The sequence below is a fragment of the Sulfitobacter donghicola DSW-25 = KCTC 12864 = JCM 14565 genome (genome assembly GCF_000622405.1).
In the GTDB taxonomy this organism is placed as follows: domain Bacteria; phylum Pseudomonadota; class Alphaproteobacteria; order Rhodobacterales; family Rhodobacteraceae; genus Sulfitobacter; species Sulfitobacter donghicola.
Map to the genome: position 1 here is coordinate 1,615,641 of NZ_JASF01000005.1, position 14,432 is coordinate 1,630,072.

The window sequence follows — 14,432 nt, forward strand, 5'->3', positions numbered from 1 at the left end:
GCTTAGGCGACCTGCAAGCCGTCTTCGGCCTCTGCATAGGTGCGTTTGCGTTTCTCTTCGATCATCTCGGCGATTTTGCCCATAGCAATGCCGCGCATAATGATGCTTGCGGGAAGAAAGGCCCATGCTGCAATTGTCCAAATCAAGGTTTGCGGGTTTTGTAATGTAATAGGCTCTAGCAGGTCATCGGCTAGCTTGACTATTGCCGGCACGAGGAATGGCAACAAAAATCCAAGGGCGATGTTGATCCGTGCGTCGCGCTGAAGACGCTCAAGAACATCTCCGCCAGCGGTTGGGTCAAACAAGGGCAGGTTCACCCAAACGTTAAACGCGCCAGACCGTGCAGGCCAGTTCAGGATGCGAACAAGGATCAAAAACGCGGTCATCGCAATGAGGGAAATCATATAGGCCAGACCAGCAGCCGTGCGAACAAAAGTGACTGTTTCGTAAGACGAATCCGCAGGTAACATCAGAACAACAAGGCGAACAGGCGAATATGGGAAATCAATAGCGTTCCCAACGATCATTCCGATGGATGTAAGGGCCGAGGTCAAAAGGGTTGGGGACGTCATCCCTTTCAGGATCGCGCTCAGTAAAAAGACCGTCGCAAAGAGAGAGGCAAAGCGCAGCCGGTTAAAAGGCGCCGCATCTCGGAATTCGACAATGCTGGGAAAGACCGAGTTGTATTCAACAAATGTCAGGACCGCAGCCAAAAGCGCCACCAGCAACACAATCTGTGTCGAATCGTTCGCCAGACCAGGCAAAACAAGTGCCGGAGTCATAATTAGGGTCGCAACCAAAAGTCCACGCGCAGCTGCGCTGGTCATACGTACTATCAACGTTCTATCCCTTTCAAACTGGCCAGCCGCGTTTTTCGCGTGCTTGTTCCAACTTGATGCCTTCGGGTCGAGAAGGCCTGCCTCATTGTTGTCACAATCGTGCCTTCTTTCGCCTTAGTTCTCAAGACTATTGCGTCAGATGACCCCAGAGGTAGGGCGTTTTGAGGGAAGAGGTGGTGCGTTCTTGCATCATTTCAGAGGCCGAAATGTGGCAAGGGCAACATCTAGTGGCCACGGCCTGCGCGGCCACTAGAAAATCAGCTCAAATTTGAGCAAAGATTAATTTAATATTAAACCCATGGGCGGCTTTGTTCGGCCGCTGCTTCGAATGTATCGATTGAGGCGGCTTTTTCCATTGTCAGACCGATGTCGTCCAAACCGTTCATCAGGCAGTGCTTTTTGAATGCATCTACTTCGAAGGTGAAAGTATCGCCATCAGAGGATGTAATGTTCTGGTTTTCCAGATCCACTTCGATCCGCGCATTTGCGCCTTTTTCTGCGTCTTTCATCAACACATCTACCTGCTCTTGTGGCAGTACGATTGGCAAGATGCCGTTCTTGAAGCAGTTGTTATAGAAGATGTCGGCGAAGCTGGGTGCGATGACGCAGGTGATGCCGAAATCGGCGATCGCCCACGGTGCGTGTTCGCGCGAGGAACCACAGCCAAAGTTATCGCCAGCAACAAGGATTTGTGCTTCGCGGTACTGTGGTTTGTTCAGAACGAAATCAGGGATTTCGTTGCGGTCATCGTCATAGCGCATTTCGTCAAACAGGTTCACGCCAAGGCCGGAACGTTTGATGGTCTTCAGAAACTGCTTTGGGATGATCATATCGGTGTCGATGTTGATCAATGGCATCGGCGCGGCGATGCCGCTGAGGGTTGTGAATTTATTCATTGGTGTGGTCCTTTCGGAGTGTGTCGGACTTTTGGAATGCGTTGGGGCGCGTTGTGGTGCGTTGCCTGCCGAGGCAGATGACTGACGCGCCGCACGTTCAAATCCCAACATATCTGGCTTGGTGATGTTGCTGACCGCTTTTACCTTTGAGCCACCAATAACGGGTTTCACGAAATTGCTTTCGATCATCTCGCCAATCATGGCTTCGGCCTGCGGAACAGAGACTTTCAGACGATGCGCAATGCCTGCGGCGCTGATGTTGGCGCGGGTGCGGGCATGAAAAACGGCCAGACCATATTGATAGCGGTTGTACCCTGCCGCCGCTGCAGTAGCTCCAGAGCCACCAAGCGATGGCAGGACTGGCGCAAGCGCCGTAGCCCCCATCATGGTCAGAAAATTCCGTCTTTGCATCATCTTCTCCATCGCGGTTTCCTGTGCCCTTTTGACGAAAGGCACAGGAAGGTCGCGCATTACATCATGTCGCGGACATCGGTGAGCTTACCGGTGATCGCGGCTGCCGCTGCCATTGCAGGTGACATCAGGTGTGTGCGTCCGCCACGGCCCTGACGGCCTTCAAAGTTGCGGTTGGATGTGGCCGCGCAGCGCTCGCCGGGGGCAAGCTGATCGGGGTTCATCGCCAGACACATGGAGCATCCCGCAAGACGCCATTCAAAACCTGCATCCTTAAAGATATCGGCAAGGCCCTCTTCCTCGGCCTGTGCACGCACAAGGCCCGAGCCTGGAACGATCATGGCACGCATGCCGTCTTTGATCTTTTTGCCTTTCAGGATTTCGGCTGCGGCACGCAAATCTTCGATGCGGCCGTTTGTGCACGAACCGATAAAGACGGTGTCGATCTCTACGTCTGTCAGCGGTGAACCCGCAGTCAGGCCCATGTAGTCAAGCGAACGCTGGGCGGCGTCTACTTTACCGCCTTCAAATTCAGAGGCGGCAGGGACGTTTGCAGTGATTGGCAGAACGTCCTCTGGGGATGTGCCCCATGTGACCACTGGAGCGATGTCTTCGGCTTTCAACGTCAGAACCAAATCCCATGCAGCATCGTCGTCTGAATAGAGGGTCTTCCACCAGTCAAGGGCAGCTTCCCACTGGGCGCCTTTTGGTGCGTGGGGGCGGCCCTTGCAGTATTCAAAGGTCTTTTCGTCTGGTGCGATGATGCCAGCGCGCGCGCCGCCCTCAATCGCCATGTTGCAGACGGTCATGCGGCCTTCCATGGAAAGATCGCGAATGGCTTCGCCGCAATATTCGATGACATAACCCGTACCGCCCGCGGTGCCTGTGGCACCGATGACAGACAATGTGATGTCTTTTGCGGTCACACCCGGGCGCAATTTGCCGGTGATCTCGACCTTCATGTTTTTGGACTTTTTCTGGATCAGCGTTTGCGTGGCCAGAACGTGCTCAACCTCAGAAGTGCCGATGCCGTGTGCCAATGCGCCGAAGGCACCGTGGGTGGCGGTGTGGCTGTCGCCGCAAACGACTGTCATACCGGGCAAGGTCCAGCCCTGTTCGGGGCCAACGATATGCACGATGCCCTGACGCACGTCAGAAACGGGGTAGTAGTGGATGCCAAAGTCTTTTGCGTTCTTGTCGAGCGCTTCAACCTGAATGCGGCTGTCTTCGGTCATCGTCGTTGCATCGGCGCGATCCAGCGTTGTCGGAACGTTGTGATCGGGAACGGCAATTGTTTTGTCAGGTGCGCGGACCGAACGGTTGGTCATGCGCAGCCCTTCAAAGGCCTGCGGGCTGGTGACTTCGTGTACGAGGTGGCGGTCGATGTACAACAGGCATGTGCCGTCTTCGGCTTCATGGGCTACGTGCGCATCCCAGATTTTATCATAGAGCGTTTTGGGGGACATTGGGACCTCTCCCTTGGAGATTAAGAATGTATGGATTTAACGACAGGGCAGCGCGATAGAGGCTATGCGCCGGGAATCATTATAGTCGGGCCAGCACAGTGTGGGTGGCGCCGAAAAACCGTTCACGCAGTCGCGCACGGTCTGTCCGATTGAAAACATGGTTCATAAGAGAGCAGATATAGCGCATTGCTCAATGCTGCAAGGGTTGCAGGCTATGCACCTTCATGCGACGATTTCCGAAATAAGGAAAACCGATGCAAGACCCAACAGATCCATTTGCTGAATTCATCGCAACGATGCAGGCACTTTGGGTTGAAATAGGTGCCTTTCTGACTGGGATTTTAGAGTCAGGCCCCAGACAAAACCAAATACTGATTATTGCGGCTTTGGTGTTTGTTGCTTGGTGCTTGCATCGTTGGACGGGCCTTTTTCTTAGGAATTGGGTGCGTTCGCGTGAGAAGTGGCCGAAATGGCGGCTGCGCATCTTTGTTCAATTCAAAAGGCGTCTGGGCTTAATCTGGTTCGCTGTATTGGCGTGGTGTGTTTATGCGGTGATGCAAAACATCACATGGCCCTCATATTCCTACCTTATTGGTATTGCGGCAAAGCTGGCCAGCGTCTGGGTTTGCATCGCATTTGCAACCCAAATGGTTCGCAACCGACCGATCCGTCGCATCGTGATGTGGTTTTTGTGGATATACGCGACACTCTATCTGCTAAACGTATCAGAGAAGGTAACCGCATTTCTGGATAACATCGCGCTAGAGCTGGGAGAGTTCCGGCTGTCTGTGCTGTCCCTGATTTCTGCTGTTATAATAATTGGTGTGTTGATCGCGATCGCGCGGATCATCTCCCAAGCCACCGCGAGCACCATTCGCAAGAATGATGAGATCAGCCCCTCTATGCAGGTGCTAGCCGTTAAGGCGGTTCAGTTGGCGATGTATGGCTTTGCGTTTTATATGGGGATCAATGCGGTTGGCATCGACCTGACGGGGCTTGCGGTTTTGTCTGGTGCGATTGGTGTCGGCCTTGGGTTTGGTTTGCAAAAAGTCGTCTCCAACCTTGTTTCGGGTGTGATTATTTTGCTCGATAAATCCATCAAGCCAGGGGATGTTATCTCGCTAGGTGAGACGTTTGGCTGGATCCAAACATTGGGTGCGCGATACGCCTCGGTGGTGACGCGCGACGGCAAAGAGTATCTGATCCCGAACGAAGACTTGATTACGGGGCAGGTGGTTAACTGGTCTCACTCCAATGATTTTGTGAGGTTGGATATCTATTTTGGCACCGCCTATGATGATGACCCGCACAAAGTGAGAGAGCTGGCAAAAGGCGCGGCTTTGTCAGTGGATCGCGTGCTGAGCCACCGTCCGCCTGTTTGTCATATCATCGGTTTTGGCGATAGTTCCGTTGATTATATCCTCCGGTTCTGGATCGAAGACCCGACAGGGGGGCTAACCAATATTCGCGGCAATGTTTATCTGGCTTTATGGGATGCGTTTCAGGAAAACGACATCTCGATACCTTTCCCGCAAAGAGAAGTGCGGATGTTAGATGACCGTTAAACGCTGGGGTTTTCGCTGCTAGGGCTGATTCTCTTTGGGATATAAACGGGCTGCTAGGCTGGCGGAAATGAGGGTTTCTATTGGCGCGCCTCTGCGATGATGTCTTCATGGGCAAATAAATGCAGGTGCAAAAAGCTGTGGTGCCGTTGGATGGGGCGCTGGGGAAGCATTGAGTAATTTACTGATTTTTAAAGAGTTTGCGGGATTTTTGCGTTGCCATTATCTGAACCTAAATTTCATTGTGCATAATTGACGCTAACAAAATCGCCACAGGGTGGGACAGGAGCTCGCTAAGATGCCAGCTGTCATTGAATTGTAGCGAATGCATTGCTAACTACCCAGCAATCCCCAGCGCCGGGGGTCTGGCGGCGCCCCTTAAGGAGGACAATGTCCTGTCTACGCAAATTCACGCAGGCTCACCTGCGCATGTCGGTGCAGTTGTAATGGCTGGCCACAAACAAGCGACCAGCGATTTGCTGCTGGAAACCGTTCTGGCATCTTTGAACGAAGATAAGGCCGAAGACATCGTGCAGATTGATCTGCGCGGTAAAACCGAGATTGGTGATTATATGATCATCTGCTCGGGGCGCTCAACGCGTCAGGTTAGCGCAATGTCTGAAAGATTGGCTCAACGCGTTAAGGATGAGTTTGGCCATGTGGCCCGTACCGAAGGTAAAGAATCTGGCGACTGGGTTTTGATTGATACCGGCGACGTGATTGTACATGTCTTCCGTCCGGAAGTGCGCGAATTCTACCAACTGGAAAAGATGTGGTTGCCGCAAGGCGATACCGCTTCTTAAGGTCGGATGAAGGTACAGATTTGTGCCGTTGGTCGGTTGCGCGCTGGGCCTGAAAAAACACTGATCGACGACTATCTAACGCGATTTGACAGAACCGGCCGAGGGCTTTCCCTTGGGCCGGTTTCTGTTTTGGAGGTGGAAGACCGCAAAGGCGGCGGGATGCCTGCCGAGGCTGCATTGCTGCGGCGTGCAGTGCCGCAAGGTGCGATTATTTGCGCTTTGGATGAACGCGGTACAGTAGAAACCTCGCCGAAATTTGCACGGCGGATCGAAAACTGGCGCGATGCGGGTCGCAGTGATTTGACGTTTATCATTGGCGGCGCAGATGGGATCGACCCAGAGCTGCGGGCGCAGGCAGACCACCTGCTTTCCTTCGGCTCAATGGTCTGGCCGCACATGATGGTCCGCGTCATGCTGGCCGAACAGCTATACCGCGCGGCCTCTATCCTGTCTGGCGGGCCTTATCACCGTACTTAGGGCAGCTTTACCGTTTTTTCCATTTCGGCCCATCCGGTGACGCTGTCGCGGGCCTGCACAACGACTTCTTTTAAGCCGTCAGGAATTTTGACGCCGGAAAGCGACCGAGTGAAAGGTTGTTCGTTGACGTGGGGGTGCGCGAGAATGCGTTCGCCCAGAACCTTGCCATCCATATCTTTGATGCGCCATGCATCAGCATAGTCATCCCAGCCGGTATCTGAATGCCGGATTGTGACATTGAAGGTATAGCTATCGCCTCTTTTCGCAACAGAAACGTGCTGTACTTTGGCGGGGTCGGCGAATGCCGGTGAAGCGCATAGTGCTAATAAAAAAGTGCTTTGTTTTATCATAATCTTTGTCCAACTATAGGTAGCGAACATAGGTGTTTACAGGTTGTCTTCCAAGAGGGCCTTACGCGATTGTGAGGCGAATTCCCGCCGCCAGATGACAACGGATGTAACAATGGTCGCTGCAATCAGAGGTATAGGCCCAGCTAACCATGCCACTGTTGCTAATGCAAAATAGATCGCTCTTAGCCCGCGATTAAAGCTGCGCGCAGCTGTAATATTCAGCTCTGCCGCCTTTTTTGCATATGAGGCGGCTTTTTCGTGGGCTGGGTCATTCGGAGAAGCGCCCATCATGACCGAGCAATATCCAAACAACCGATTGGACCAGACGAATTTCAAAAACGCATTGGTGAGGAAAAGCACGATCACAAGAAGTTTCAGTTCCCAAACAATCGCTGGCGCCTGAGCAACGGTAAGATCAGCCGCGACACCAGCGACCTGTTCAGCGTTGCCGATAAGGGCAAGTGTGCCGCCGATTGCGATGACGCATGTTGAGGCGAAAAAGGAAGTGCCTTGGCGCAGGGTGCCTACGGTTTGTGCGTCAAATATCCGAACCTGACGGTCGATCATCTGGTTCATCCACTCGCGGCGGTAGTTGGCCATGATGAACGATGTGGAAGGGTTTGTGGAGGAGGGGTGTTCAATGCGCCAGCCTAAACCGCACCACAAAGTGAAAAGGAGCAAAATCGCCCCAAAGTCGTAAAGGTTGAGAAATGACAGGTTTTCAAAAAGGGTCATGCTTTCTCCCTAAGAGGTGGCGGGAGGTAAGGCCAGTAATTCTTTGGTGAGAGGTGGGGAGCGTTGAAGCGGGGGGCTGAAAGCTGGTATTATAACTGGAGTGCTTGCACTTTTCAGAGATTGGTAATATTATTTTACCAAATCTACTTACACACCGTTTCGGAGACGTCTGATGGAAATGCCAATCCCGAATGCAAATGTATTGGCCCGTAAGCAGCGCGTTGTTGAGCGGCTGAGTGCGGTTTTACCAGCTGATGCTGTCATTCAGGATATAGCAGAGACTCGCGCCTATGAATGCGACGCTTTGACGGCCTACCGTTGCCCGCCAATGGTTGCTGTTCTGCCGCGCACCACTCAGGAGGTTTCGGCCATTCTGAAGATTTGCCATGAAGAGGGTGTGCCAGTTGTGCCGCGGGGCTCGGGTACGTCGCTTGCTGGGGGGGCTTTGCCTACGGCTGACAGTGTGGTGCTGGGCGTGGCCCGCATGAGCGATGTTATCGAAACAGATTATGACAACCGGATCATTCGTGTCCAGACGGGTCGTACAAACCTTAGTGTTACAGGTGCTGTCGAAGAAGACGGGTTTTTCTATGCGCCCGATCCCTCCAGCCAGTTGGCCTGCGCAATTGCGGGCAATATCGCGATGAATTCCGGTGGGGCGCATTGCCTGAAATACGGTGTCACCACAAATAACCTGATGGGTGTGACCATGGTTATGATGGATGGCGAGATTGTCGAAATCGGCGGTGCTCATCTTGATGCGGGTGGGTTGGATATGCTCGGCCTGATCTGCGGGTCCGAGGGGCAGCTAGGTGTCGTAACCGAAGCAACGCTGCGCATCTTGCACAAACCCGAAGGGGCGCGGCCTGTTTTGATGGGGTTTGATGACAACGAAGTCGCAGGCCAATGCGTTTCGGATATCATCAAAGCGGGTGTGCTGCCGGTAGCCATCGAATTTATGGATCGACCCTGCATCGAGGCGACCGAAGCCTTTGCCAAAGCGGGTTATCCGATGTGCGAGGCTTTGTTGATCGTTGAGGTCGAAGGTTCGGATGCCGAGATTGACCACCAGCTAGAACTGATTATGGAAATTGCACAGCGGCATAATCCGGTTGAACTGCGCCAAAGCCGCTCTGCCGAGGAAAGCGCCGCAATCTGGTTGGGGCGAAAAAGCGCGTTTGGCGCCATGGGGCAGATAAACGATTATATGTGTCTGGATGGTACGATCCCCGTTTCGAGCCTCCCTCAGGTGCTGCGGCGTATCGGTGAGATGTCAGAGGAGTATGGCCTGAAGGTTGGGAACGTATTCCATGCTGGGGATGGAAATATGCATCCTTTGATCCTGTTCAACGCGAACAAACCTGGTGACCTGGAGCTATGCGAAGCCTTTGGGGCCGACATTCTGAAACTATGTGTCGAGGTGGGTGGTTGCCTAACCGGCGAACATGGTGTTGGCATTGAAAAGCGCGACCTGATGCATGTTCAATACGAACCAGTAGATTTGGATGCCCAGATGGCGGTGAAAGATGTTTTTGATCCGCAATGGTTGCTTAATCCGGCAAAGGTATTTCCTTTGGACGCATCTGAAACGCGTCGGGCGCAGGTAACAGATGCTGGGTAAATTGATCATGGGCGCCGCCCAGTTAACCCTCTGAGGATTTATGGCCAAAGATGTATTAAATATTCCTTCCACAGAAGGTGAATTGGCAGAACTGATTGCGGCGGCTACCGATCCGTTTGCCATTCGGGGCGGTGGAACGCGCAACGTTTCTGTTGAAGGTATTGGTCTTAGCACATCTGCGCTAAATGGGATCACTCTTTATGAACCTGGTGCCATGACAGTGGTTGCACAGGCGGGAACACCTGTTGCTGATATTGAGCAGGCCTTAGATGCGGAAAACCAGCGTCTTGCGTTTGAACCTATGGATCATCGCGGCCTACTTTCCACAACTGGTGAGCCAACAATAGGGGGCGTGATGGCGGCGAATGTCAGCGGGCCACGGCGGATCTCTGTTGGGGCGGCTCGGGATTTTTTGCTGGGTGTGCGGTATGTCGATGGCTTGGGTCGCGTCATCAAAAATGGCGGTCGCGTGATGAAGAATGTCACGGGGTATGACCTCGTCAAGCTGATGGCAGGCTCCTATGGGACGTTAGGTGTGCTGAGCGAGGTTTCCTTGAAGGTGCTGCCAAAGCCCGAAACGCAAGCAACGCTGGTTTTGCATGGGCTAGAGGATGTTGCCGCGATCAACGCCCTTGCAAAGGCGTTGGGTAGCCCCTTTGAGGTGTCCGCGGCTGCACATGATCCAGCGGAAAAGCAAACCATGCTGCGTCTTGAAGGTTTTGAGGCATCCGTGAACTACCGCATCCAATCCCTTCAAGCATTATTGGGCGGCGAAACCTCTGTGGATGAAACATGCGCAGAGCGATGGAAGGCTTGGCGAGATGTGACAGGTTTTGCAGAAGAAGGTGACGATGTTTGGCGGGTATCGTGCAAGCCATCTGATGGGCCGCTGCTCGCTGCGAAATCTGGCGCGCTGGGCGTTAGATACGACTGGGCAGGGGGTCTGATCTGGCTGCGAACAACCGCAGGGTATGATTTGCGAAAGGCGCTTGGGTCTTATGACGGTCATGCGACATTGGTGCGTGGTAACGGGCAAGCGATGTTTGAACCGGAAACAGCAGGTGTTGCGCGCTTGTCAGCAGGGCTTCGTGCCCGGTTTGATCCGCGCGGTTTGTTCAATAAGGGACTGATGGGGTGAGCTATATCGTCGTCTTCTTGATCGTTTTTGTAGGCGGGCCTTTGGCTTTCCGCGCTTTGACAAACGGTGGCCCTTCGCCAAAGGCATTTCGCCGATTAACGATGTTTACAGCGATCTGCGCAGCGACCGGACTGGCATTGCGGTATGGGTTTGCTGAATTGTGGGGTGAAAACCTTGTGGTGACGGGGACTGGCGTTACCTTTATCTGGGGCGGCTGGATTGGGGTGCTGGCCTATGGGGCGCAGGCCATGCGACGAATGGATGGGGGTTTGCGAATGCGCAGATGGACCGCTGTGATGGGATCTGTTGGTACAACGGTTCCTTGGTTTGGATTGGCCAGCGCCAATTTGCTGGCAACCTAGGAGAGCGGGATGCAGACGACTTTTACCGATGAGCAGCTAAAAGACGCTGGAACAAGTCGCGCAAATGAAATCTTGCGCGCCTGTGTCCACTGCGGTTTTTGCACGGCGACCTGTCCCACCTATCAGGTTTTGGGGGATGAGTTGGATAGCCCACGCGGGCGTATTTACCTGATCAAAGACATGCTGGAAAACGAGCGTGTCCCTGATGCCAAAACCGTAAAGCACATCGACCGCTGTCTAAGCTGCCTTGCCTGCATGACCACTTGCCCGTCAGGGGTGCATTATATGCATTTGGTGGACCACGCGCGGGACTATATCGAACAACGTTACAAGAGGCCGTTTTCGGATCGCGCCTTGCGGTGGGTTTTGGCCAAAATCCTGCCCTATCCCACGCGTTTCCGTATCGCTTTGCTAGGCGCCAAGATCGGCCGCCCCTTTGCTCGGTTTCTGCCGGATGAACGGCTGCGTGCGATGTTGGATATGGCACCAAAACATATCCCCCCCGTGAGCCGGAACGACGATCCGCAAACATTTGCGCCGCAGGTCTCAAAGAAAATGCGCGTGGCGCTCATGACGGGCTGTGCGCAAAAGGCGCTGAACACGGATATTAATGATGCCACCATTCGCTTGCTCACCCGTTTAGGTGCCGAAGTCGTCGTGGCCGAGGGGGCGGGCTGTTGTGGTGCGTTGACACACCACATGGGCAAAACAACCGAAAGCCATGACTCGGCGGCTAACAACATCCGCGCGTGGACCAAAGAGATGGATAATGGCGGCTTGGATGCTATTGTGATCAATACGTCTGGCTGCGGTACTACCGTAAAGGATTACGGTCATATGTTTCGCAATGATCCAATGGCGGCTGATGCTGCGCGGGTCGCTGGAATTGCCTGTGATGTTTCCGAAGTCTTGATGAAATTGACAGGGCAAACCGATTGGAATGCAGACCCGAGCTGGCCTGATGTTTTGGGGCAAGGCATGGTTGTTGCTTATCACGCGGCCTGTTCGTTGCAGCATGGGCAGCAGATCAAAACCCATCCCAAAACGCTATTGAAAAAGGCGGGCTTCACTGTTGTCGAACCCGCGGACCCCCACCTGTGTTGTGGGTCCGCTGGGACCTATAACTTGATGCAGCCAGAGATTTCAGGCCAGTTAAAGGAACGCAAGGTCAAGACGTTAGAAGCAAAAAATCCTGATGTGATTGCAGCAGGGAACATCGGCTGCATGATGCAGATCGGTTCGGCCGCAACAACGCCCATCGTTCATTCGGTAGAATTGCTGGACTGGGCATGGGGCGGACCAAAACCTGCAGCCTTAGAGGGGCGGGTCACACAGAAAGATGAAATCCCCCGCTTGCGATAAACTGATTGCCCTAATTTCGCCGTAACCTCTATGTAGAGGATGGGCCTAAGAATTAGTTTGGGGAAGTCATTTGCGTCGTTGGATTACCATGTTGGTTTTTGGCTGTATCCTGACCTCTGGCGCTTTGGCGCAGGATGGCCGGCTAAAAAGATTGGATACTGGTGACGATGCGAAAGCATGGGAAGCAGTTGGCCGCCTTGATATCAACGGAAAAGGCTTTTGCACCGGCGCTTTGATCGCGCCGAAACTGGTCCTGACCGCTGCGCATTGCATGTTTGACAGTGATACAGGTGAACACATCGGCAAAGGCCATATCGAATTCCTTGCAGGATGGCGAAATGGCCGCGCAGGAGCGTATCGCAACATTTCTCGTGTCGTTGTGCACCCTGAGTATATCTATGATGAGTCCCTGTCGTCAGAGCGGGTAAGAAATGATCTGGCGCTTTTGGAGCTGGATCAACCCATTAGAAATAATTCCATTCGACCTTTTAAGACCACGTCACGGCCTAGAACGGGCGATCGTGTTGGCGTTGTAAGTTATGCGCTTGATCGTGCCGAGGCCCCGTCATTGCAGGAAGTATGTTCGGTGCTGGCGCGGCAGGACGGTGTTCTGGTGACGTCTTGTGCTGTTGATTTTGGCTCCAGCGGGGCGCCTATTTTTGTGATTGAAAATGGCGAAGCGCAAATCGTGTCTGTTGTCTCGGCCAAGGCCGAAGTGCGCGGCGAACAAGTGTCGCTGGGGACTGCGCTGGGCCAACCATTGGCCGAGCTGCAAGCTGAATTGGTTGCAGGGCGTGCTGTCTATATGGGGGCAAAGCGCGGCGAACGCCGCATTCGCGTTGGCGATGAAAAATCGGATACAGGCGCAAAGTTTGTTCGCCCCTAGGTTCGCCCGGCTACCTCTTGAAACCTGAAAAACGATCCCCACATCATTTGGGACAGGACGCCTAGATAGGGTCTTGTCGGTTTAGCAATTGGGTCTGTCCAACATGGAAGGCCCGTACTGATAATCGCTCTATGATGAGGATAAAACATGCGTAATTTTGATTTTGCCCCGCTTTACCGCTCGACTGTTGGCTTTGACCAAATCGCGAATATGATGGACCGCGTGCTAACAACCGACAACAGCCAGCCAAGCTATCCCCCTTACAATATCGAGAAACTGGAAAACGATGCGTACCGGATTTCAATCGCGGTTGCAGGGTTTTCCGATGCGGATTTGAGCGTCGAGGTCCGTGAAAAATCTCTGATCGTTTCCGCCAAAAAAGCAGATGAAGACGAGGGAAAATCCTATCTGCACCGCGGCATTGCAACGCGCGCGTTCGAGCGCCGTTTCCATCTGGCTGACCATGTCGTTGTGACAGGTGCGGCCCACACCGATGGCATGCTGCACATTGAGCTAGAGCGGCAGGTGCCCGACGCGCTAAAGCCGCGACAGATCCAAATTGCCTCCGAACGGGCGCAGATCACCAAGGATGTTGCGGGTGCAAAACCTGTGAACTGATTTCCCAGACCCTTAGAAATCGGAGAGGTCCGGCGCAATTGGCGCTGGGCCTCTTTTGCGTTTTTTGGGGGTGATGCATACGAAATATAAAGACCTGGCTGCGATCTTTTTGTGAATAGATGCAGAGGAGGGCAGTCTGGTGTTCAATTTGTCTTGGTGTGCGGGCGCGGTGGTTGGTCTTTTCACCGCGACAAGCCTTTATGCAGGGGCCGTTTCACTGTTTGAGGCTGGCAGCTCGCGTGGTGCATTGATTACGCCCAAATCTGCTCCTGCCTCTGAAAAGGCGGCTGTGCCCGCCAGCCTGTTTATCGGACGCGAAGGGGCCAGTTTGTTTGCTCACCCGCCACGGGTGGAAAAGGCTCTCTTGCACTCTGGGTCTGGTTTGAAAGGGGATGCGGTTACGATTGTTCGGCAGATCATCGAACAAGCTGAATCGCGCCATGATGGTTATGACGCGGTGCAGCATGGGGCGCGGATTAAGCCGCCCAAACGTCCCACACAAATGACTGTTGCCGAGATTTACGCCTGGATTGCAGCAACGCCGAACCAGCCGCATGCTATTGGGCGGTACCAGTTCATCCCCGCAACCTTGCGGCGGGTGATGGCAGAGGTTGGGGCCTCTCCCCAGCAACGGTTTTCGCCGCAACTTCAGGATCAACTGGCAGATGTATTGCTGGCTGATGCCGGTATTCACGACATCAAAGCAGGTCGGCTGAGCCGACGGGCGTTTATGAATAACCTCGCAAAAATTTGGGCGGGTTTGCCGAATGATACGGGCAAGTCGCATTATGCAGGTTATGCGGGCAATAAGGCCAGTATGACATGGGCACGATTTGATGCGCAGATGGCGCAGGCCTTTGCGGAATAGAACCGCCGCTAAAGATGAACGATGGCGGCGGCAAAGCG

15 protein-coding genes are annotated in these 14,432 nt (G+C 53.6%); 10 read left to right on the forward strand and 5 right to left on the reverse strand.

Translation table 11 applies throughout. From position 1 onward, the window contains the following. Positions 1-2 precede the first annotated feature (2 nt). The 3 genes from Z948_RS0108780 to leuC form a co-directional block, all read right to left on the reverse strand. On the reverse strand, positions 3-782 hold the full coding sequence (locus Z948_RS0108780; RefSeq protein WP_425427121.1) for a hypothetical protein: 780 nt from the start codon (positions 780-782) through the stop codon (positions 3-5). 347 nt (positions 783-1,129) lie between these two features. Continuing rightward, entirely contained in the window at positions 1,130-1,735 is a 606-nt protein-coding gene (leuD, locus tag Z948_RS0108785) for a 3-isopropylmalate dehydratase small subunit (RefSeq protein ID WP_025059193.1), read from the reverse strand. A 470-nt stretch (positions 1,736-2,205) separates the two neighbouring features. Then, positions 2,206-3,612 (reverse strand): 3-isopropylmalate dehydratase large subunit, encoded by a 1,407-nt coding sequence (gene leuC / locus Z948_RS0108790; RefSeq protein ID WP_025059194.1) that lies wholly within the window; start codon positions 3,610-3,612, stop codon positions 2,206-2,208. Between the two features lie 254 nt (positions 3,613-3,866). Between leuC and Z948_RS0108795 the strand changes: the two genes are divergently transcribed. The 3 genes from Z948_RS0108795 (at position 3,867) to rlmH (ending at position 6,454) form a co-directional block, all read left to right on the forward strand. Continuing rightward, positions 3,867-5,177 carry a mechanosensitive ion channel family protein gene (locus Z948_RS0108795; RefSeq protein WP_025059195.1) on the forward strand — a complete coding sequence of 437 codons (1,311 nt, stop codon included), beginning with the start codon at positions 3,867-3,869 and terminating at the stop codon, positions 5,175-5,177. Positions 5,178-5,620: 443 nt separating this feature from the next. Beyond that, the gene (gene rsfS / locus Z948_RS0108800) at positions 5,621-5,977 is read left to right on the forward strand and encodes a ribosome silencing factor (protein ID WP_025059196.1); all 357 of its coding nucleotides are present in this window, start codon (positions 5,621-5,623) and stop codon (positions 5,975-5,977) included. Positions 5,978-5,983: 6 nt separating this feature from the next. Continuing rightward, positions 5,984-6,454, forward strand: coding sequence for a 23S rRNA (pseudouridine(1915)-N(3))-methyltransferase RlmH (gene rlmH / locus Z948_RS0108805; protein ID WP_025059197.1), 471 nt, complete (start codon positions 5,984-5,986; stop codon positions 6,452-6,454). Here the strand turns inward: rlmH and Z948_RS0108810 are convergent. Continuing rightward, positions 6,451-6,834 carry a hypothetical protein gene (locus Z948_RS0108810; RefSeq protein WP_025059198.1) on the reverse strand — a complete coding sequence of 128 codons (384 nt, stop codon included), beginning with the start codon at positions 6,832-6,834 and terminating at the stop codon, positions 6,451-6,453. The two genes, rlmH and Z948_RS0108810, sit on opposite strands and share 4 nt — an antisense overlap. Before the next feature lie 6 nt (positions 6,835-6,840). Further along, positions 6,841-7,539, reverse strand: coding sequence for a DUF599 domain-containing protein (locus Z948_RS0108815; protein ID WP_025059199.1), 699 nt, complete (start codon positions 7,537-7,539; stop codon positions 6,841-6,843). A 172-nt stretch (positions 7,540-7,711) separates the two neighbouring features. Between Z948_RS0108815 and Z948_RS0108820 the strand changes: the two genes are divergently transcribed. The 7 genes from Z948_RS0108820 to Z948_RS17975 all read left to right on the forward strand — a co-directional run bounded on the left by Z948_RS0108820 (position 7,712) and on the right by Z948_RS17975 (position 14,394). Beyond that, positions 7,712-9,160 carry an FAD-linked oxidase C-terminal domain-containing protein gene (locus Z948_RS0108820; protein ID WP_025059200.1) on the forward strand — a complete coding sequence of 483 codons (1,449 nt, stop codon included), beginning with the start codon at positions 7,712-7,714 and terminating at the stop codon, positions 9,158-9,160. A gap of 40 nt (positions 9,161-9,200) precedes the next feature. Continuing rightward, the gene (locus tag Z948_RS0108825) at positions 9,201-10,298 is read left to right on the forward strand and encodes an FAD-binding protein (RefSeq protein WP_025059201.1); all 1,098 of its coding nucleotides are present in this window, start codon (positions 9,201-9,203) and stop codon (positions 10,296-10,298) included. Further along, positions 10,295-10,660 (forward strand): hypothetical protein, encoded by a 366-nt coding sequence (locus Z948_RS0108830; RefSeq protein WP_025059202.1) that lies wholly within the window; start codon positions 10,295-10,297, stop codon positions 10,658-10,660. The genes Z948_RS0108825 and Z948_RS0108830 overlap by 4 nt, the downstream gene beginning before the upstream one ends. Positions 10,661-10,669: 9 nt before the next feature. Next, the gene (glcF, locus tag Z948_RS0108835; protein ID WP_025059203.1) at positions 10,670-12,022 is read left to right on the forward strand and encodes a glycolate oxidase subunit GlcF; all 1,353 of its coding nucleotides are present in this window, start codon (positions 10,670-10,672) and stop codon (positions 12,020-12,022) included. 88 nt (positions 12,023-12,110) lie between these two features. Beyond that, complete coding sequence (locus tag Z948_RS0108840; RefSeq protein ID WP_025059204.1) at positions 12,111-12,908, forward strand: trypsin-like serine peptidase; 798 nt, start codon at positions 12,111-12,113, stop codon at positions 12,906-12,908. Positions 12,909-13,055: 147 nt separating this feature from the next. Then, positions 13,056-13,526 (forward strand): Hsp20 family protein, encoded by a 471-nt coding sequence (locus Z948_RS0108845; RefSeq protein WP_025059205.1) that lies wholly within the window; start codon positions 13,056-13,058, stop codon positions 13,524-13,526. 139 nt (positions 13,527-13,665) lie between these two features. Further along, the gene (locus Z948_RS17975; protein WP_025059206.1) at positions 13,666-14,394 is read left to right on the forward strand and encodes a lysozyme family protein; all 729 of its coding nucleotides are present in this window, start codon (positions 13,666-13,668) and stop codon (positions 14,392-14,394) included. Positions 14,395-14,432: the final 38 nt, after the last annotated feature.